This is a genomic window from Streptomyces xiamenensis (assembly GCF_000993785.3).
Lineage (GTDB): Bacteria > Actinomycetota > Actinomycetes > Streptomycetales > Streptomycetaceae > Streptomyces > Streptomyces xiamenensis.
Genome location: NZ_CP009922.3, coordinates 5,367,033 through 5,385,571, shown reverse-complemented (window position 1 = coordinate 5,385,571; position 18,539 = coordinate 5,367,033). Strand labels below are relative to the sequence as shown.

At 72.6% G+C, this 18,539-nt stretch carries 15 protein-coding genes; 9 read left to right on the top strand and 6 right to left on the bottom strand.

What is annotated here, in order from left to right; translation table 11 throughout:
• Positions 1-18 precede the first annotated feature (18 nt).
• Positions 19-1,197 carry a S8 family serine peptidase gene (locus SXIM_RS24720; RefSeq protein WP_053116344.1) on the top strand — a complete coding sequence of 393 codons (1,179 nt, stop codon included), beginning with the start codon at positions 19-21 and terminating at the stop codon, positions 1,195-1,197.
• A 62-nt stretch (positions 1,198-1,259) separates the two neighbouring features.
• Here SXIM_RS24720 and SXIM_RS24715 read toward each other — a convergent pair whose 3' ends face one another.
• The 5 genes from SXIM_RS24715 to SXIM_RS24695 are packed head-to-tail and all read right to left on the bottom strand — an operon-like array spanning position 1,260 to position 6,209.
• Positions 1,260-2,417, bottom strand: a complete 1,158-nt coding sequence (locus tag SXIM_RS24715; protein ID WP_030731413.1) for an adenosine deaminase family protein — start codon at positions 2,415-2,417, stop codon at positions 1,260-1,262.
• Positions 2,418-2,420: 3 nt separating this feature from the next.
• On the bottom strand, positions 2,421-3,506 hold the full coding sequence (locus tag SXIM_RS24710) for an ABC transporter substrate-binding protein (RefSeq protein ID WP_030731412.1): 1,086 nt from the start codon (positions 3,504-3,506) through the stop codon (positions 2,421-2,423).
• 53 nt (positions 3,507-3,559) lie between these two features.
• Positions 3,560-4,588, bottom strand: coding sequence for an ABC transporter ATP-binding protein (locus tag SXIM_RS24705; RefSeq protein WP_030731409.1), 1,029 nt, complete (start codon positions 4,586-4,588; stop codon positions 3,560-3,562).
• A complete protein-coding gene (locus SXIM_RS24700) occupies positions 4,585-5,382 on the bottom strand; it encodes an ABC transporter permease (RefSeq protein ID WP_030731406.1) in 798 nt (265 codons plus the stop codon). The genes SXIM_RS24705 and SXIM_RS24700 overlap by 4 nt, the downstream gene beginning before the upstream one ends.
• Entirely contained in the window at positions 5,379-6,209 is an 831-nt protein-coding gene (locus tag SXIM_RS24695; RefSeq protein ID WP_030731403.1) for an ABC transporter permease, read from the bottom strand. Before SXIM_RS24695 ends, SXIM_RS24700 begins: the two co-directional genes overlap by 4 nt.
• Before the next feature lie 255 nt (positions 6,210-6,464).
• Here SXIM_RS24695 and SXIM_RS24690 point away from each other — a divergent pair, with 255 nt between their 5' ends.
• The 5 genes from SXIM_RS24690 to SXIM_RS24670 all read left to right on the top strand — a co-directional run bounded on the left by SXIM_RS24690 (position 6,465) and on the right by SXIM_RS24670 (position 13,266).
• Positions 6,465-7,430, top strand: coding sequence for a LacI family DNA-binding transcriptional regulator (locus tag SXIM_RS24690; RefSeq protein WP_030731400.1), 966 nt, complete (start codon positions 6,465-6,467; stop codon positions 7,428-7,430).
• A 98-nt stretch (positions 7,431-7,528) separates the two neighbouring features.
• A complete protein-coding gene (locus SXIM_RS24685; protein WP_030731397.1) occupies positions 7,529-8,032 on the top strand; it encodes a SigE family RNA polymerase sigma factor in 504 nt (167 codons plus the stop codon).
• A gap of 7 nt (positions 8,033-8,039) precedes the next feature.
• The gene (locus tag SXIM_RS24680) at positions 8,040-8,438 is read left to right on the top strand and encodes a hypothetical protein (RefSeq protein ID WP_148236163.1); all 399 of its coding nucleotides are present in this window, start codon (positions 8,040-8,042) and stop codon (positions 8,436-8,438) included.
• A 267-nt stretch (positions 8,439-8,705) separates the two neighbouring features.
• A complete protein-coding gene (locus SXIM_RS24675; RefSeq protein ID WP_053116294.1) occupies positions 8,706-11,921 on the top strand; it encodes a S8 family peptidase in 3,216 nt (1,071 codons plus the stop codon).
• A 394-nt stretch (positions 11,922-12,315) separates the two neighbouring features.
• Positions 12,316-13,266: a TIGR01777 family oxidoreductase gene (locus SXIM_RS24670; protein WP_030731386.1), complete on the top strand. Its 951-nt coding sequence runs from the start codon at positions 12,316-12,318 to the stop codon at positions 13,264-13,266.
• Between the two features lie 38 nt (positions 13,267-13,304).
• On the opposite strand, the gene SXIM_RS24665 is transcribed toward SXIM_RS24670, so the two are convergent.
• Positions 13,305-14,759, bottom strand: coding sequence for a short-chain fatty acyl-CoA regulator family protein (locus SXIM_RS24665; RefSeq protein WP_030731383.1), 1,455 nt, complete (start codon positions 14,757-14,759; stop codon positions 13,305-13,307).
• A gap of 195 nt (positions 14,760-14,954) precedes the next feature.
• On the opposite strand from SXIM_RS24665, the gene SXIM_RS24660 reads away from it, so the two are divergent.
• The 3 genes from SXIM_RS24660 to SXIM_RS24650 are packed head-to-tail and all read left to right on the top strand — an operon-like array spanning position 14,955 to position 18,528.
• On the top strand, positions 14,955-16,463 hold the full coding sequence (locus SXIM_RS24660) for an MmgE/PrpD family protein (RefSeq protein WP_046725152.1): 1,509 nt from the start codon (positions 14,955-14,957) through the stop codon (positions 16,461-16,463).
• A complete protein-coding gene (gene prpB / locus SXIM_RS24655) occupies positions 16,463-17,368 on the top strand; it encodes a methylisocitrate lyase (RefSeq protein ID WP_046725151.1) in 906 nt (301 codons plus the stop codon). The genes SXIM_RS24660 and prpB overlap by 1 nt, the downstream gene beginning before the upstream one ends.
• Positions 17,369-17,388: 20 nt before the next feature.
• Positions 17,389-18,528: a bifunctional 2-methylcitrate synthase/citrate synthase gene (locus SXIM_RS24650; protein ID WP_030731374.1), complete on the top strand. Its 1,140-nt coding sequence runs from the start codon at positions 17,389-17,391 to the stop codon at positions 18,526-18,528.
• Positions 18,529-18,539 lie beyond the last annotated feature (11 nt).

Below are 18,539 nucleotides of genomic sequence, written 5' to 3'. Positions count from 1 at the left end.
ACCCCTCCGATGGCAGTGATGCGCAGGACCGTTCTTGCCGCCGCCGCAGTTCTCGCCCTGTCCACCGCCGCGGCGCTGCCCGCGCAGGCCACTGCGGGCGACCGACCCGTGGGGGTCATCGCCAACGCCGACGCCCCCGGCACCATCGAGGACAGCTACCTCGTCCTGTTCGAGGACGCGACGTTCTCGGCGGCCTCGGCCTCCGCCGAGCGGCTGGCGGACGCGTACGACGCGGACATCGTCACGACCTACGAACACGCCCTCAACGGGTACGAGATCGCGGCGAGCGAGGCCGACGCCCTGGCCCTGGCCGCCGACCCGGCGGTGCGGGAGGTCGTGCAGAACCGGGTCCTCACCAGCGACGCGACCCAGATTGGTCCGCCCTCGTGGGGCCTGGACCGGATCGATCAGCCCTCGCTGCCGCTGGACCGGACCTACCGGTACCCCGACTCGGCGGGGGCGGGCACCACCGTCTACATCATCGACACCGGTGTCCGTACCACCCACGCCGACTTCGGCGGGCGTGCCTCGTTCGGCTACGACTACTGGGGCGGCACCGCCGCCGACGGCAACGGCCACGGCACCCATGTCGCCTCCATCGCCGCCGGCTCCGTCCACGGTGTGGCCAAGGCCGCCGACGTCGTCGCCGTCAAGGTCCTCAACGACTCCGGCAGCGGCACCACCGCCTCCGTCGTCGGCGGGATTGACTGGGTCACCGGCAACCGCTCCGGACCCTCCGTCGCCAACATCTCCCTGGGCGGCGGCGCCGACGCCACCCTCGATCAGGCCGTCCGCGCCTCCGTCGCCTCCGGCATCACCTACACCGTCTCGGCCGGAGGCAGCAACAGTTCGGCGGGGAACTTCTCCCCCGCCCGCGTCGCCGAGGCCATCACCGTCGCCGCCACCCAGAGCAACGACGCCCGCGCGAGCTCCTCCAACTGGGGCCCGGCCGTGGACATCTTCGCCCCCGGCACCAGCATCACCGCCGCCTGGAACACCAGCGACACCGCGACCAACACCATCTCCGGCACTTCCATGGCGGCCCCCCACGTCGCCGGTGCCGCCGCCCTCCACCTCGCGGACCACCCCGGCGCCACCCCCGCCCAGGTCTGGGCCGCTCTCGACGCGGCGTCCGCGACCGGCGAGGTCACCCTCCCCGGCACCGGCTCCCCCAACAAGCTCCTCCAGGTCCCGTAACGCCGCGAACGCCGACGGCGGCCCCGGCCTCGGGCCGGGACCGCCGTAGGGAGCACAGGCGCTCAGAAGGGGCGCAGCTCGGCCTCCAGGTCGGCCAGTTCGCGCTCGAACCGGGCCCGGGCCGCCGCCTTCTCGGCGGCCGGCAGCCAGGACGCGTCGATGCCGGCCAGCGACATCTCCCGCAGCCGCTCCGCCGGCAGACCGATGTCCTCGGACGCGATCCGGTACTCCTCGGCCAGCGTGGTCGGGAACATCCCCGGGTCGTCGGAGGCCAGGATGATGTTGAGTCCGGCCTCCGCCATCGCGCCGATGGAGGCACGGCGCCACGGCCGCCACGAGCGCCGTGAGGTCGTGGAGATCACCGTGAACGGCACCCGCTCCTCGCGGCACCGCTCGATGACGGCCTCGTCCTCCAGCACGTAGTAGCCGTGGTCGATGCGGTCGCAGCCGAGCAGGTCCAGGCAGGTGATGGTGTTGACCGCCACCGGCGCGTGCTCCGAGGAGTGCGCCGTGCGGTGCAGCCCCGCCGCGCCCGCCAGCCGGTAGGCGTCGGCGAACCGCTCGGGCGGGCCCGCCAGTTCCAGGTTGACCAGGCCGATCCCGGCCAGGTACTCGTTCGGCCGGTCCACCACGCGGCGCACGAACTCCAGCGCCTGCTCGCCGCTGTGGCTGCGGTCGATCGAGGCGATGAGCCGCCCGGTCATGCCGAGGTCGCGCTCCGCCAGCTTGATCCCGTCCACGCAGGCGTCCACGAGTCCGTGGAAGCCGAGTGCGGCGAGGTGCGGCGGCACGTCGTCGATCTGGAGCTCCAGATGACGGGTGCCGCCGGTGTGGGCGGCGGCGAACGCCTCGTAGGTGATGCGGGTGATGTCGTCGGGCCCGCGCAGCGCGGCGCCGACCCACTCGCTCGCCTGGAAGAGGGAGTACGGGTGCTCCGGCTCGTCCGGGCCCTGCCCCTGCGGCACCGGGATCCGGGTGTCGCGGTAGAGGGCGGGGTCCGGTGGCAGCGAGTTGATGTCGCGCCAGATGGTCTCCGGCTCGTCCGGCAGCTCGATCCCGGACTGCCGGGCGAGGTCGGCGAAGGTCGCCGCGGAGACGGTGCCGATCAGGTGGCAGTGCAGATCGGCCTTGGGCATCCGGGCGACGTACTGGGCGACGCGGTCGCGGTGACCGTCATCGCCGTCCGCCGGGCGGCCGTTGTCGGGGGAGATGTCGATCATGGCTTACTTCCCCGAGACTTCCCGCGCGAAGCGGTCGACCCAGTCGGTGCGGTTCTTGGTGATCTCCTCCGGGGACAGCGTCTCGTAGCCCATGGCCACCGGGTCACCGGCGTTCTCGCCCATCAGGCCGGTGAAGGACGGGGCCGGGGTGACGTCGGGACGCACCGGGAGATCGGTGGCCAGGGACGCTTCCTGGGCCTCCTGGGAGAGCATGTAGTCGATGAAGGCGTACGCGCCCTCGGTGTTCTCGGCGCCCTCGGGGATCATCAGCCGGTTGGTCGCCATGTAGCGGCCCTCGGTCGGCGGGATCCAGCCGATCGGCTGGCCCGAGGCCACCAGCGGCGGCACGAAGCCGATGATCGTGGGGACGGCGAGGATCTCGCCCTGGGAGATCAGGTTCGAGACCTCGGTGGTCGAGGTGTAGAACTGCAGCACGTCCGGGGCCCACTCACCCATGGTGGTGAAGGCGGTCTCCACGTCGTAGGGGCCGCTGCCGTACGCCGCGCCGATGCCGGAGACGGTCAGCTGGCCGGCGGTCGCGGAGATGTCGGGGAGCGCCACCTTGCCGGCGAGGGCGGGGTCCTCGAAGATCGACCACTCGGCGGCCTCTTCGGCGCTCAGTTCGTCCGAGCGGTAGAGGATGCCGTTGAGCTGGTACGTGTAGGCGGGGCCGGCGTAGGCCTCGTCCACGGCGAACTCGTGGAGTTCGTTGAGGTTGGGCACGTCCTCGGCGTCGAAGCTCTGGAACAGGTCCTGGTCCTGGCCGAGCGCGGCGAAGGTGTCCGAGATCAGCATCACGTCGATGCCGGGGTTGCCGCCGGCCAGCTGGAGCTGGGTGAGGCGGTCGGCGTTGCTGCCACTGTCGATCTCGATCTTGGCGCCGGTGGCCCGTTCGAAGGGCTCGACGACGTTGGTCTGGAAGTCCTCCACACCGAAGGGGAAGGTGCTGACCACGATGGTGGTGCCGGCCAGCTCGCCCGAGCCGTCGCCGCCCGATCCGGAGTCGGATGAGCCGCACGCGCTGAGCGTGAGGACGGCCGATATCGTCCCGGCGGCGAGCGCGCTGCCGCGCAGCTTGGGTGTTGCCATGTCCGTGAGCCTCGCTTGTCTGCTGTACGGGGTGGGTACGGGGTGAAGGACTGTCAGGATTCGAGCGCTACGAGATGCCCCGGGGCGGCGGAGACGGTGACCCGCCCGCCGGGCAGCAGCGCCGGCAGATCCTCGGACGCGACCGTGTCGCGGCGGACCGAGGCGATGAGGGGCACCGTGGCGCCGGTGGCGTCCACCGCGTCCAGGGAAACCCGCAGTTCCACGCCACGGTAGGCGATGGAGGTGACGGTGGCGGACACCGCGGTGCCCTCACCGCTTTCGGTGTTCCCGTTCCGGGAGGGGCCGTGCACCCGCAGGAGTTCGGGGCGGACGGTGACCAGGCCGCGGCCGGGTAGTTCGAAGAAGTTCTCGTAGCCCAGGAACTCGGCCACGAACCGGTTGGCGGGGGCCGGGAAGAGGTCGTCCGGCGGGCCTTCCTGCATCACCCGGCCGCCGTTCATCACCACCATCCGGTCCGACATCTCCAGCGCCTCTTCCTGGTCGTGGGTGACCAGGACGACGGTCAGTCCCGCCTCGCCCTGGATGCGGCGGATCTCCTCGCGCATCTGCACCCGCAGCCGGGCGTCGAGGTTGGACAGCGGCTCGTCGAGCAGCAGCAGCCGGGGGCGGATGACGATGGCCCGGGCGAGCGCGACGCGCTGCTGCTGGCCTCCGGAGAGCGCCTTGGGGCGGCGGTCGGCGAGATGGCCGAGGCCCACCAGTTCCAGTGCCTCGGCGACCCGCTTGGCCCGCTCGGCGCGCGGCACCTTGCGCAGTTTGAGCCCGTAGCCGACGTTGTCGGCGACGCTCATGTGCGGGAAGAGGGCGTAGGACTGGAAGACCATGCCCAGGTCACGCTTCTCGGGCGGGGTGTTGGTGACGTCCTTGCCGCCGATGAATATCGAGCCCTCGGTCGGGGACAGGTAGCCGGCCAGCATCCGCAGCGAGGTGGTCTTGCCGCAGCCGCTGGGTCCGAGCAGGGTGGTCAGTTCCCCCTCCCGGATGGCCAGGTCCAGTGCGTCGACGGCGGTGAAATCCCCGAAGCGGCGGCTGACCGCGAGGAACTCGGCAGCGGTGGTCATCGGTTGATCCCTCCGAAGATGCGGGCGAAGCCGAGGGTGCGCTCGGCGGCGAAGGCGAGCGCCACGGTGCCCGCCAGCAGGAGCGTGGACATGGCGGCGACGATCGGCGTGTAGTTCTGCTGGACGTAGTCGAGCATCGTGACCGGCAGGGTGCGGAAGTCGCGGGACTGGAGCAGCAGCGAGATCGGCACGTTGTTGAAGGAGGTGACGAAGCTCAGCAGCGCCGCGGAGATGATGCCCGGCCGCAGCACGGGCAGCGTCACGCTCCAGAAGGTGCGCAGCGGTGAGGCGCCCAGGCCCCGGGAGGCGTCCTCCAGCGCGGGGTCGGCGAGCGCGAGCGAGGCGCCGGTGACGCGGACCGTGTAGGGCAGCAGGATCGCGGTGTGGCCGATGAGCAGCGCGTTGAAGTTGTCCATGTCCAGGTGGAGCATGAACTGCTGGTACAGCGCGAGGCCGACGACGAGTTCGGGCAGGATCAGCGGGGAGAGGAACAGGCCCTCCACCAAGGACTTGCCGGGCACCTTGCCGCGCATGACGGCCAGGGTCGCCGGGATGCCGACGGCCAGCGCGAGCACCGTGGAGATCAGCGCGAGCTGGAGGCTGGACAGGAGCGCCTGGGTGAACGGCTCGTAGGCCAGGGCCGCCTCGAACCAGCGCAGGGACAGTCCCTCGGGCGGGAAGGTCAGCGACGATCCCCCGGTGAAGGCGGTGGCGACGACGAACAGGATGGGCACGATCATCACCACGTAGCCCAGGAAGGCCAGGACCGCGGCGATGGGGCTGGAACGCTTCATCGGGTGACCGCCTTCGCCCGGGTGAGAACGGTGGACACGCCGTAGACCACGAGGACCAGCACCGTCATGATGATCGCGGTCGCGGAGGCCGCGGCCCAGTCGAGGCTGACCCCGGAGTACCGGAAGAGCTGGGTGGCCAGCATCGTCTGGCGCGAACCGCCCAGCAGGTACGGGGTGGTGTACGCGGTGACGGCGCCGGCGAAGACGAGGGTGGCGGCCATGGCGATGCCGGGCATCGACAGCGGGATGGTCACGCTCCACAGGGTCCGGATGCGCCCGGCCCCCAGGCCGCGGGCCGCCTCGTCCAGGTTCGCGTCGACCTGGGCGACGGCCGAGTAGCAGGTGATGATCGCCAGCGGCAGGAAGAGCTGGGTGAGGCCGAGCACCACGGCGATTTCGGTGTAGAGGAGTTGGGGCGCCGGGTCGGCGAGTCCCAGCCCTTCGATGGTCTGTCCGACGACTCCGTTGCGGCCGAGGACGACCAGCCAGCCGTAGGTGCGCACGACGTTGCTCAGCAGCAGCGGGAAGATCGCCAGCGCGAGCAGGACCCCGGCCCAGCGGGAGCGGGAGCGGGCGAGCAGGTAGGCGGTGGGGAAGCCCAGGGTCAGACACAAGCCGGTGACGGTGAGGCCGATCCGCAGGGTGCGCCAGATGATGGCCAGGTCGTACGGGTCGCTGAGCATCCGGCCGAGCCGGTCGAAGACTTCGCCGGTGGGAACCCTCGGTGGTGAGAGCAGCATGGTCAGGGCGGGTATCACCACGCCCCCGAGAAGCAGGACGAGCCCGGGGAGCAGCAGCACCAGCGCTATGCGGCGCGAACGGATCATGTGGTTTCTCGGTGGATTTCTCTCGGTGGTACGGGTTGGTTCTCGGCTGGCTCGGGAACAGGGGCGGGGTTCGGTCGCCTCAGTGAAGACCCAACGCAACCGGTTGTGCAACCGGTTGTGGTGACAGTAATGTCCAGCAACGGGACATCACCAGGGGCAGCCGTTAACGATACGTAAATGTTGCAGACGCCGGTGTGACTCTGTGTAATATTCATTCAGGCCACCGTGACGGTGGCGGACGCCGTAGGGGGTCGTGTGCCAACGCTGGACGATGTCGCCCGTCTGGCGGGGGTTTCGAAGTCCACCGCCTCCCGGGCCCTGGGGCGCCCCGCCCTGGTCGCCCCCGAAACGGCGGTACGGGTGCGCCAGGTCGCCGAGCGACTCGGCTTCGTACCCAATCGCGCGGCCTCCGCGCTGGCGCGCGGCCGTACCGGAGTTGTCGCCGTCGTCGTCCCGACGCTGGAGAACGCCTTCTTCCCGCCGATCGTCGGCGGCGCCCAGCAGCGTGCCGCCGAGTGCGGACTCCAGCTGACCGTGGTGGTCAACGGCCTGGAGTCCGACGCGGACGTGGCGGCACTGGCCCGGCTGTCGGCCCAGGTGGACGGCTTCCTGCTGACCGCCCCGCGCGGCTCGGACACGCAGGTGGCGGCCTCCTGCGGGTACAAACCCGCCGTCCTGATCGACCGCGAACTCGACGGCGTCCCCTCGGTGGTGGCCGACACCGCCACCGCCTTCGCCACCGTGGCCCGGCACTTCATCGACCACGGACACCGGCACATCGCCCTGGTCGGCGGCACCGACCGGTCCTGGCAGAACGGGCAGCGCATCGCGGCGGTGCGGGCCGTCACCGAGCCGACGTCCGCCGTACTGACCACGTTCGGGCCACTGCCGCCGACCTTCGCCGCCGGCACCCGCGTCGCCCCCTCGGTCGCGGCCAGCGGCGCGACCGCCGTCATCCCCTACGCCACCGCGCTGGGTCTGGGCATCGTCTTCACCCTCGGCGCCCGTGGCATCCGGATCCCCGACGAGGTCGCGGTGACGATCGAGCGCCCGGTGGCCGAGGCCCTGGGTTTCTCCGCCATCCCCTCCATCGACGTCGACGGCGCCGAACTGGGCGGCACCGCCATGGAGGTGCTGCGCGCCCACATGACGACCGACCGCGCCGTCCCTCCCCCGCCGCCCGCCCAGCTGCGGCTGCCGGTGCCGGTGGTCCTCCCGTGACGGCGGGCGGGATTTTTTTCTTCTTCCACCCGTGCAACCTCCCGGCGCCGCCTCCCGTATGACCGGGGAGGAGTGTCGGAGCGGCGGAAGGTCGGCGGGTGAGGGAAGCAGCCCGGGAACGCGAGTTCCTGGAGTTCGCCGAGGCGCGGCAGCGCCAGCTGCGGCGCAGCGCCTATCTGTTGTGCGGGGACTGGCACGAGGCGCAGGATCTGACCCAGACCACGCTGATGAAGCTGTACGCGGCCTGGGGGCGGGTGCGGCGCGATGAGAACGTGGACGCGTACGCGCGGACGATCCTGACCCGTACCTTCATCGACCAGTACCGGCGGCGGGGCCGCCGGGAGGATCCGGTGGCGGAGCTGCCGGAGTACGGCGCGGGGCAGACCCCGGGGCCCGCCCCCGAGTTGCGCCTGCTGATGCAGGAGGCCCTGATGAGTCTGCCGCCGCGCTACCGGGCGGTCCTGGTGCTGCGGTACTGGGAGGACTGGAGCGTGGAGCAGACGGCGAAGGCGCTGCGGGTGTCCCCGGGTACCGTCAAGAGCCAGAGCGCGCGAGGTCTGGGCCGGTTGCGCCGGATCATCGAGCAAGAACCGGCGAGGTGAGCGCGGAATGACAGGGAACGTGAACCGGCCGGACGGCGGCGGTGGCGCGGACGCCGGTGCCGAACTGAGCGGCGTCTTCGACATGATCATCGCGCGGGACACCGAACCGCCGCTCGGTGACCTGGCGTCGGCGGCACTGGCCGGCGGCCGACGGCTGCGCAGACGCCGCAGGGCCGCGCAGGCGGTGGGCGTGTCCGCTGCGCTGGTCCTGGCGGTGCTCGGGGTGTCCACGCTGAGCGGCTCCGCGTCAGGTCCCGCCCAGCCGGTGCTCCCCGCGCAGAGCCCCAGCCCCGAATCCACCCCCGACTCCGGTGTCGGGCCACGGCCCGAGCCCTCGGATGAGCTGGCTCCGTATCCGGAAGTGCCGGTGGACAAGGGGCCCCTGGAGCAGCCGGGGCCGTCGTGATCGCGCCAACTCCGTCTCCCGCGCCGCTCCGCCGTCCGGCGGGGCGGCGCACGTCATGATCGGGGCACCGCGGGGCACCCGGGCCGCCGCCGCACCTCCCGCCCCGTCCGCAACCGTCCGCCGATTGTGGCCGGGGAGCAGCCAACCGAAACATACCCGGTATGTCAGCCGCTACCTTCCTGGGCGACGGCGTGCCTCCCGGCGCGCCGGGCACGCCAACGGCACTGCTGTGGAGGTTCGTTGAAAGCGCGGAAGAAGAGAACGGGCGTGGTGGTCACCGCCGCGGGGACGGTCCTGGCGCTGACCGCAGGGCTCGGTGGCGCCGCCGCCACGCCCCTCGCACCGCTCGGCGGTGCCACCGGCGGCACCTCGGTGACCCTGATCACCGGTGACCGGGTGCTGCTCGACGCGGCGGGGGACATCCTGACGGTGCTGCGCGGCGAGGGACGCGAGCACATACCGGTACGCGTGACCGAGCGGGACGGCGCGACGCTGGTGATCCCCTGGGACGCACAGGCACTCATCGCCGAGGGAACGGTGGATGAGGCCCTGTTCAACCTCACCGAACTGACCCGGCAGGCGTACCGCTCCTTCGAGGGCACCCCGGTCATCGTCAGCTACACCGACGGATCACGACAGGTGGCGCGCGACGTGCGCGCGGAGGACGACGTCGAGGTGCGGGCCCGCTTCAGCACCCTGGACGCGGACGCGCTCACGGTGGCGGACGAGAGCGGTCCGTCGCTGTGGGAGACCCTGACCGATGACGGCGAGGGCATGTCCCTGGCCGCCGCCGAGGGCATCGAGACGGTCTCGCTGGACCGGGTCCGGCAGGCGAGCCTGGACCACAGCGCCGGGCAGATCGGCGCGGACCGGGCCTGGGAGGCCGGGTACGACGGCAGCGGGGTGACGATCGCCGTCCTGGACACCGGGATCGACGCGGACCACGGCGACTTCGAGGACAAGATCCTGGGCGCCGCGAACTTCACCGACGGGGACGCCGAGGACACCGTGGGACACGGCACCCATGTCGCCTCGACGGCCGCCGGGAGCGGCGAGCGCTCCGGTGGCACCTACCGCGGCATCGCGCCCGGCGCCGACCTGCTGGTCGGCAAGGTGCTCGGCGAGTACGGCGGTCTGGACTCCTGGATCCTGCAGGGCATGGAGTGGGCCGTCGAAGAGGGCGCCGACATCGTCAACATGAGCCTGGGCGGCCCGGTCTATCCGGACGACGACCCGCTGGTGGAGGCGATCGAGCGGCTGTCGGACGAGCACGGCACGCTGTTCGTCGTCGCGGCCGGCAACAGCGGCCCGAACGAGGGGACGGTGGACTCCCCCGGGGTGGCACCCGCCGCGCTGACGGTGGGCGCCGTCGACCGCCAGGACGCGATCGCCGATTTCTCCTCGGTGGGACCGGCCCCCTTTGACGCGGCCCTCAAGCCCGATCTCTCGGCGCCCGGTGTGGAGATCGCCGCCGCCTCTGCCGCCGGCAGTGAGATCGAGCTGGTCGGCACCCCGGTCACGGACGGCTACACCGCCATCTCCGGCACCTCGATGGCGACCCCGCACGTGGCGGGCGCCGCTGCGCTGCTGCTGCAGAAGAACCCGGAGTGGACCGGCGAGCAGCTCAAGGCCGCGCTGATCGCCTCGGCCGTCGACATCGACGCCGCGCCGGTCCTGACCGGAACGGGGCGGCTGGATGTGAGCCGTGCGCTGGAGCAGACGCTGACCGCCGACACCAACACCCTCAACTTCGGCTCGGTGGCCTTCCCGTACGGCGGCGCGGACCGCGTCGTCCGGGAGATCACCTACCGCAACAGCGGCACGCAGGACGTCACCCTGGAGCTGGGTGTGTCCGGCGCCGCCCCCGAGAAGCTGTTCGCGCTGGCCGAGGACTCGGTGACCGTTCCGGCCGGTGGCACCGCCACCGTCGGGGTGACCGCCGACCCCGCCGCCGTCCCGGACTCCGCGACCGGCAACCACGGCCTGGTCGTCACCGCGAGCGCCGGCGGGGAGCAGGTCCTGCGGACGGCGGGCAGTATCACGCTGGAGCCCGAGATGCTGGACGTCACGGTCGAGATCACCGGCCGGGACGGAGAACCGGCCGAGGGCGCACGGCTGTTCGTCGAGGGTGCGATGGACGGCTTCAACGTGCTGAGCGAGAACGGTGTCGCCCACGGCCGGGTGCCCGCCGGTGAGTACCTGATCGAGGTCCTTTCCCCGAGCCCCTGGGACGCGGGACCGGACGAGCTCAGCGTCGACTGGGCCCTGGCCCCCTCGGTGAGCGTGGCCGAATCCACCACACTGCAGGTGGACCTGCGGGACGCCGAGCGGCTGGACTTCACCGCGCCCGACCCCGAGGCCGAGCTGAACGAACTGGCCGGCACCTACGAACTCCCCGGGATCTCCTGGTGGATGTGGTACCTCGGCGCCCCGGCGGAGGGGGTGAGCAGCCTGTCGATCGGCGACGGGGGCAGCGACGCCTTCAGCATGGCCCTGGTGTCCCAGCACACGGGTCCCGGCGGCGAGCAGTACCACGGTTACCGATCCCTGACCGGGCAGTTCCCGACGGGGCTGGCCAACCACCCCGAGCCGTCCGACATGGCGCACGTCGCCGCGACGGCCGGCACCCGCACCGAGGGCTACGAGGGCTGGGTCGGCGCGGCGTCGCCGGAGTTCGGTCTGGGCCTCGGCGCCGACACGACGCTGCCGGCCACGGTCGATCTCCATCTCCAGTCCGGCACCCCGTGGAGCCTGTCCAGCACCGTGTTCGACGCGGAGGGCACGCCCGTCCAGAACACCTCGTACCCGGATCGGATCTTTCCGGCCGGCGAGACGTCCGAAGCGTCCCTCAACACGGGTGTGTTCGGGCCGGCCTACCCCATGGGGCACGCCTTCCTGCGGGAGGGCAACCTGCTCATGGCCGACCTCTCCCTGTTCGCGGTGGGCACCGCGTGGAGCGGCTGGGCCGACGCCGACGAGGGCCGTACCCGGGTCTACCGCGACGGCGAACTCCTGCGCGACATACCCGCCCCGCTCGCCAACCTCCTCTTCGGGGTACCGGCCGGTGAGGCGGAGTACCGGATCGTGTCCACGGCCTCGCGCGGGTACACGGACCTGTCCACCGAGGTGACGGTCGACCACACCTTCACCTCGGCGACCACCACCGCCATGGAGCCGGTCGCGGGGCCGCTGGCCGTGCGCTACACCCCCGCCCTCGCCGCGGACAACACCGCGCCGGCCGGCGAACACGGCTTCTCCGTACCGCTGTCGGTGGAGGGCGGCACGGCCGTCACCCTCACCGTGGAGACCTCGGTGGACGGCGGGCAGAACTGGACCACCGTCCATGACGGGGCCGGCGACATCGCCGCGGTCGAGGTGGACAACCCGGCGGCCGGCGGAAGCGTCTCCCTGCGCGCCACCGCGGTGGACGCGGCCGGCAACCGCACCGTCCAGACCATCACGGACGCCTATCCCACCCGCTGAACCGCACGCACGGCACAGGGCCTTCTCCCGTGGGGAGAAGGCCCGTCGTGCTCAGGGCGGCGGCCACCGGTCGGATTGCCGCCGGCGCGGTCGGCTTCCCGCGATCACGCGCGCAGCCTGGAGCGGTACCGCTCCAGGGCGCGCATGGGTGGGGTTCCTCTCTCGTGGATGCGCCGGAACACGCGGCGCGGCAACGGACGGAGTGCGTGCGGGCCGCACTGCCGCCTCCCTGAAACCCTCCGCAGCACCGGCAGGGCCACCAGCCCCGTGAGAGCCGATCGGTTGACGATCTGCAGCAGGGCGGGCCGCCGCCCCGTCCCGGTGGGGGCGACCGGGTGCTGGTCCGTCATGCGGGCTTCGCTAGGCTGGAGTTCCACCGCTGAGGGGGAATCCGATGCGCTGTGTGATAGCCGGGGGAACGGGGCAGGTCGGCCGGATTCTGGACCGGGCGCTGACCTCCGCGGGACACGAGGTCACCGTCCTCACCAGGAGCCCGGCCCGCGACCGCGAGGTGTACTGGGACGCGGTCACGACGGGCCCGTGGACCCGCGTCCTGCACGGCAGCGATGTCGTGATCAACCTGGCCGGGCGCAGCGTCAGCTGCCGCTACACCGACACCAATCTGCGCGCGATGATGGACTCCCGGGTGCGCTCGGCCGAGGTCATCGGGGAGGCGGTCGCGGCGTGCGCGCGGCCCCCCGCCGTCTGGCTCCAGATGAGCACCGCCACGGTCTATGCCCACCGGTACGACGCCCCGCACGACGAGGCCACCGGGGTGATCGGCGGCCGCGAGGACGGAGTCCCGGGGTACTGGGCGTACAGCGTGCTGATCGCCAGGAACTGGGAACGCGCCCAGGAGGCGGCCGACACCCCGCACACCCGCAAGGTCGCGCTGCGTTCGGCGATGGTGATGAGCCCGGACCGGGGCGGGGTGTTCGACTGGCTGCTGTGGATGGCGCGGCTGGGCGTGGGCGGTCCGGTGGCGGGCGGCGCCCAGTACGTCTCCTGGATCCACGACCGGGACTTCGTGCGCGCGGTGGAGTTCCTGGCCGCCCGGGAGGATCTGTCGGGGCCGGTCAATCTGGCGGCGCCCGAGCCGCTTCCGCAGCGGGAGTTCATGCGGGAGCTGCGCGGGGCCTGGGGCCGGCGGCCGGGGCTGCCGGCCACCGCGTGGATGGCGGAGCTGGGCGCGTTCGCGCTGCGCACGGACACGGAACTGCTGCTCAAGAGCCGCCGCGTGGTGCCGGGCCGGCTGCGCGAGGCCGGCTTCGACTTCCGCCATCCGCGGTGGCCCCAGGCGGCCGGCGACCTGGTGCGGCGGGTCCGGGCCGCGCGTAGGGCCTGAACCCGGGCGCCCGGCGCGCCACTCGCCCGCCGCCCGTGTCAGGGGCCGGCGCTCTCCACCTGGTACGGCGCGTACGGATGGCGGTCGGGGTCGATGGCGAGCCGTCCGGCGGCCGGCGGGCGGGCGCGCTGGGCGCAGTCGCGGCGTTCGCAGATCCGGCAGCCCAGGCCGATGGGGGTGGCCGCCGCCGGGTCGTTCACGGCGATGCCGTCGGCGTACACGAGCCGGTGGGCGTGGCGCAGTTCGCAGCCGAGCGCAACGGCGAACTCCGCGCGTGGTGCGTGGTGGCCGTATCCGCCCCGGGTGATGGTTCTGGCGACCCAGAAGTACCGTTTGCCGTCGGGCATCTCGGCGACCTGGGTGAGGGTGCGTCCGGGCGCGGAGAACGCCTCGTACACCGTCCACAGCGGGCAGGTGCCGCCGAGTCGGGAGAAGTGGAAGTCGGTGGCGGACTGCCGTTTGGAGATGTTGCCGGCGCGGTCCACGCGCAGGAACGAGAAGGGCACGCCGCGCCGTCCGGGGCGCTGGAGGGTGCTCAGCCGGTGGCAGACGGTCTCGAAGCCGACGCCGAAGCGGGCGCAGAGCAGTTCGATGTCGTAGCGCACTTCCTCGGCGGCGGCGTGGAAGGCGGTGTAGGGCATCAGGAGGGCGCCGGCGAAGTAGTTGGCCAGGCCGATGCGCGCCAGCGCCGTGGACTCCGGTGAGGTGAGGTCGGCGGCGCTGTCGGCCAGCAGGCTCAGCAGCGGGCCGTGTTCGAGCAGGGCCAGCTGGGTGGCGAGCTGGAAGGCGCGCCGCCCCTCGCTCAGCCAGGGCGACAGGAACAGCAGACCAGAGTCCGGGTCGAAGCGGCGGGCGTCGGCGGCCCGCCCGGTCGCGGCCCGCAGCACCCGGACGCCGTGCCGCCGCGCCAGCCGTTCGGTGAGCGGGTCGGCGGCGCCGCCGGGGCGCAGTCCCAGGGCCTCGGCGGTCCGTTCGGCCTCGGCGTCCAGCGGCTCGAAGTGGTTGTGGTGGGCGTAGAAGAAGTCGCGGACCTCGTCGTGCGGCTCGGCCCCCGGGCGCAGCGCGCCGCCGCCGGTGCCCGGGGCGGCGACGGCGGCCAGCGCGGCGGCCTGTTCCGCCGTGTCGCGGTAGCGGCGGTGCAGGGCGACCAGGGCGCGGGCCACCTCGGGGTGGTCGCGGGCGGCCTCGGCGATGTCCTCGGGGGCGGGCGGCGGGCCTCCGCACGCCTCGTCCGCGAGCGCGGCCCGCAGTTCGGTGGCCAACCGGTCCTCCCCGGCCGCCGAGAAGAACGCGGCGTCCACGCCGAAGACCTCGGCGATCCGCAGGAGGACGGGGGCGGTGAGCGGTCGCTGGCTCTGTTCGAGCTGGTTGGCGTAGCTGGTGGAGATGCCCAGCGCGCGGGCCATGTCGACCTGGTTCATGCCGTGCTCGCGCCGCAGCCGGCGCAGCTTGGCGTGGGCGTAGATCTTGTGGGGGTCGGGTCGGCGGGGCATGGCGGTGCCTCCTCGGCGCGCGGCAGCGGTGGCGAACATAGCATCCGCACCCTTCGCAGAATTCGCGGATTCACCCCTTCGCGCGGGACGGATTCCGCACCCGGGAGCGGTGGCACGGCGCACCCGCGGCGGGCAGGGTGCTGCGTACCGGCCCTTTGTCACAGCCGGCCCGCCCGCCCCCGCCCGAGGAGTGCCGTGATCGAGCACCGCGTCCGTGTCCACCCCAGCGCCGACCTGCTGCCGCGCGAGGACCAGCTCGCCTGGAAGCTCGCCGCCGTGGCCACCGCCACCGAGGAACCGGACGCCGACAGCGCCGCCATGGCCGTCAACCGGGTGATCGACAACGCCTCGGTCGCCGTCGCCTCGCTGCTGCGCCGCCCGGTCGCCGTCGCCCGCGCCCAGGCCACCGCACACGGCGCGGCAGCCACCGGCGCCTCGGTGTTCGGCACCGGCGCCCGGGTCTCCCCCGAGTGGGCCGCCTGGGCGAACGGCACCGCCGTGCGCGAACTCGACTTCCACGACACCTACCTCGCCGCCGACTACTCCCATCCCGGCGACAACATCCCGCCGCTGCTCGCCGTCGCCCAGCACACCGGGCGCACCGGCGCCGATCTGCTGCGCGGCGTCATCGCCGCGTACGAGATCCATGTCGCCCTGGTCAAGGGCATCTGCCTGCACGAGCACCGCATCGACCACGTGGCGCACCTGAGCGCCGCCACCGCCTGCGGTCTGGGCGCGCTGCTGCGGCTGCCGACCGCGACGGTGTACCAGGCGGTGCAGCAGGCGGTGCACACCACCACCGCCACCCGGCAGTCCCGCAAGGGCGAGATCTCCAGCTGGAAGGCGTACGCGCCGGCCTTCGCCGGCAAGGCGGCGATCGAGGCGGTGGACCGGGCGATGCGCGGCGAGCGTTCCCCCTCCCCCGTGTACGAGGGCGAGGACGGTTTCCTCGCCTGGATGCTGGACGGACCCGGCGCCGACTACACCGTCCCGCTCCCCGCGCCCGGCGAGCCGCGCCGCGCGATCCTGGAGACGTACACCAAGGAGCACTCCGCCGAGTACCAGGCGCAGGCCGTCATCGACCTGGCGCGGCGGCTGCGCGAGCGGACCGGGCCCCTGGAGCGGGTGCGCTCGGTGGTGCTGCACACCAGCCACCACACCCACCACGTGATCGGCTCCGGTGCGAACGATCCGCAGAAATACGACCCGGAGGCCAGCCGCGAGACCCTGGACCACTCGGTGCCCTACATCCTCGCCGTCGCGCTGGAGGACGGCGGCTGGCACCACGAGCGCTCCTACGCCCCCGAACGCGCCCGCCGCCCCGGGACCGTCGCACTGTGGCGCAGGATCTCCACCGTGGAGGACCCGGAGTGGACCCGCCGGTACCACGACCCGGACCCGCAGCGCCGCGCCTTCGGCGGGCGCGCGGTGATCACCCTGGAGGACGGCTCGGTGATCGAGGACGAACTCGCCGTCGCCGACGCCCATCCGGCCGGGGCCCGCCCCTTCGACCGCGCCGCGTACGCCGGCAAGTTCCGCACCCTGGCCGAAGGGATCGTGCCCCCGGCGGCCCAGGACGGTTTCCTGTCCACGGCGGAGCGGCTGGCCGAGCTGTCCCCCGGGGAGCTGGCCCAGCTGTTCCCCGCCGTCGACGAAGAATCCGTCGCCGCCTACGACGCGACGCTCCCGAAGGGCCTGTTCTGATGCTGCACACCCGCACCACCCCCGCCGGACGCCGCCGCGCGCTGCGCGACCGGCTGGCCGCACCCGACCTGCTGGTGATGCCCGGCGCCCTCAACCCGCTCTCCGCCCGCCTCATCCAGGACACCGGCTTCGAGGCCGCCTACCTCTCCGGCGCCGTCCTCGCCGCCGACCTGGGGCTGCCCGACATCGGCCTGACCACCTCCGCCGAGGTCGCGGCCCGCGCCCAGCAGACCACCCGCGTCACCGATCTGCCGGTCCTCATCGACGCCGACACCGGGTTCGGCGAACCGATGAACGCCGCCCGCACCGTCCAGCTGATGGAGGACGCGGGTCTGGCCGGGCTCCATCTGGAGGACCAGGTCAACCCCAAGCGCTGCGGCCACCTCGACGGCAAGTCGGTGGTGCCGCGCGAGGAGATGACCCGCCGCGTGCGGGCCGCGGTCGACGCCCGCCGCGATCCGGACTTCCTGCTGATGGCACGCACCGACGCCCGTGCCGTGGAGGGCCTGGCCGCCGCGATCGACCGGGCGAAGGCGTACGTGGACGCCGGGGCGGACGCGGTCTTCCCCGAGGCGCTCGCCGACGAGGGCGAGTTCGAGGCGTTCCGCAGGGCCGTCCCGGTGCCGCTGCTCGCCAACATGACCGAGTTCGGCAAGGGCCGCCCGCTGAACGCCGCCACCCTCCAGGATCTCGGCTACGACATCGCCCTGTACCCCGTCACCCTGCTGCGGCTGGCCATGGGCGCGGCGGAGGAGGGGCTGCGCACCCTGGCCGCCGAGGGAACCGTTCAGTCCCTGCTGCCGCGCATGCAGACCCGCTCGCGCCTGTACGAGCTCCTGGGCTACCGGGAGTACACGGCCTTCGACTCCGCCGTCCACGACTTCACTCTCCCGCCCGGCACCTGACGCTCCGGAGGCACCCGCCCATGACCACCCTCGCGCCCGGCATCCACCGCGGCCTCGCCGGCGTCGTCGTCGACGCCACCGGCATCTCCACGGTCATCCAGGAGTCCAACTCCCTCACCTACCGCGGCTACCCGGTCCAGGACCTGGCCGCGCGCCGTTCCTTCGAGGAGGTCGCGTACCTGCTGTGGCACGGGGAGCTGCCCGATCCGGCCCAGTTGGCCGACTTCCGCTCCCGCGAACGCGCTCTGCGCCCGCTGGACCGCACCACCGCCGAGGTGCTGGCCCGGCTGCCGGAAACCTGCCATCCCATGGACGTGCTGCGCACCGCCGTGAGCTTCTTCGGCGCCGAGGACCCGACGGAGGAGGACGGCAGCCCGGCCGCCCACCGCACCAAGTCGCTGAACCTGCTGGCGAAGCTGCCCACGGTGGTCGCGGCCGACCAGCGCCGTCGCCGGGGGCTGCCCCCGGTGCCGCCGGACCCCGCTCTCGGGTACGCGGAGAACTTCTTCCACATGTGCTTCGGCGCCGTACCGGACCCCGAGGTGGTGCGCTGCTTCGAGATCTCCCTGGTGCTGTACGCCGAACACGGCTTCAACGCCTCCACGTTCACCGCCCGGGTGGTGACCTCCACGCTCTCGGACCTGTACAGCGCGGTCACGGCCGCCATCGGCGCGCTCAAGGGCCCGCTGCACGGCGGCGCCAACGAGGCGGTGATGCACATGCTGACGGAGATCGGCGACCCCGCGCGCGCCCCGGAGTGGCTGGCCGCCGCGCTCGCGGAGAAGCGCAAGATCATGGGGTTCGGACACCGGGTCTACAAGGACGGCGACTCCCGCGTGCCGATCATGCAGCACGCGCTGGACTCTCTCGTCGCCCGTGGGGCGCACCCGGAGACCGCCCGGCTGGCCGCGCTGCACGCCGCGCTGCGGGAGGCGATGCTCGACCACAAGGGCATCCACCCGAACCTGGACTACCCGGCCGGGCTCGCCTACCACCTGATGGGGTTCGACACCCCGGTGTTCACGCCGCTGTTCGTGATGAGCCGCATCACCGGCTGGACGGCGCACATCACCGAACAGCTGGCGCACAACGCGCTGATCCGGCCGCTGGCCTCGTACACGGGGCCGGGACAGCGGGCGGTGCCGGCGGTCACCGGGTAGGCGACGGCGCC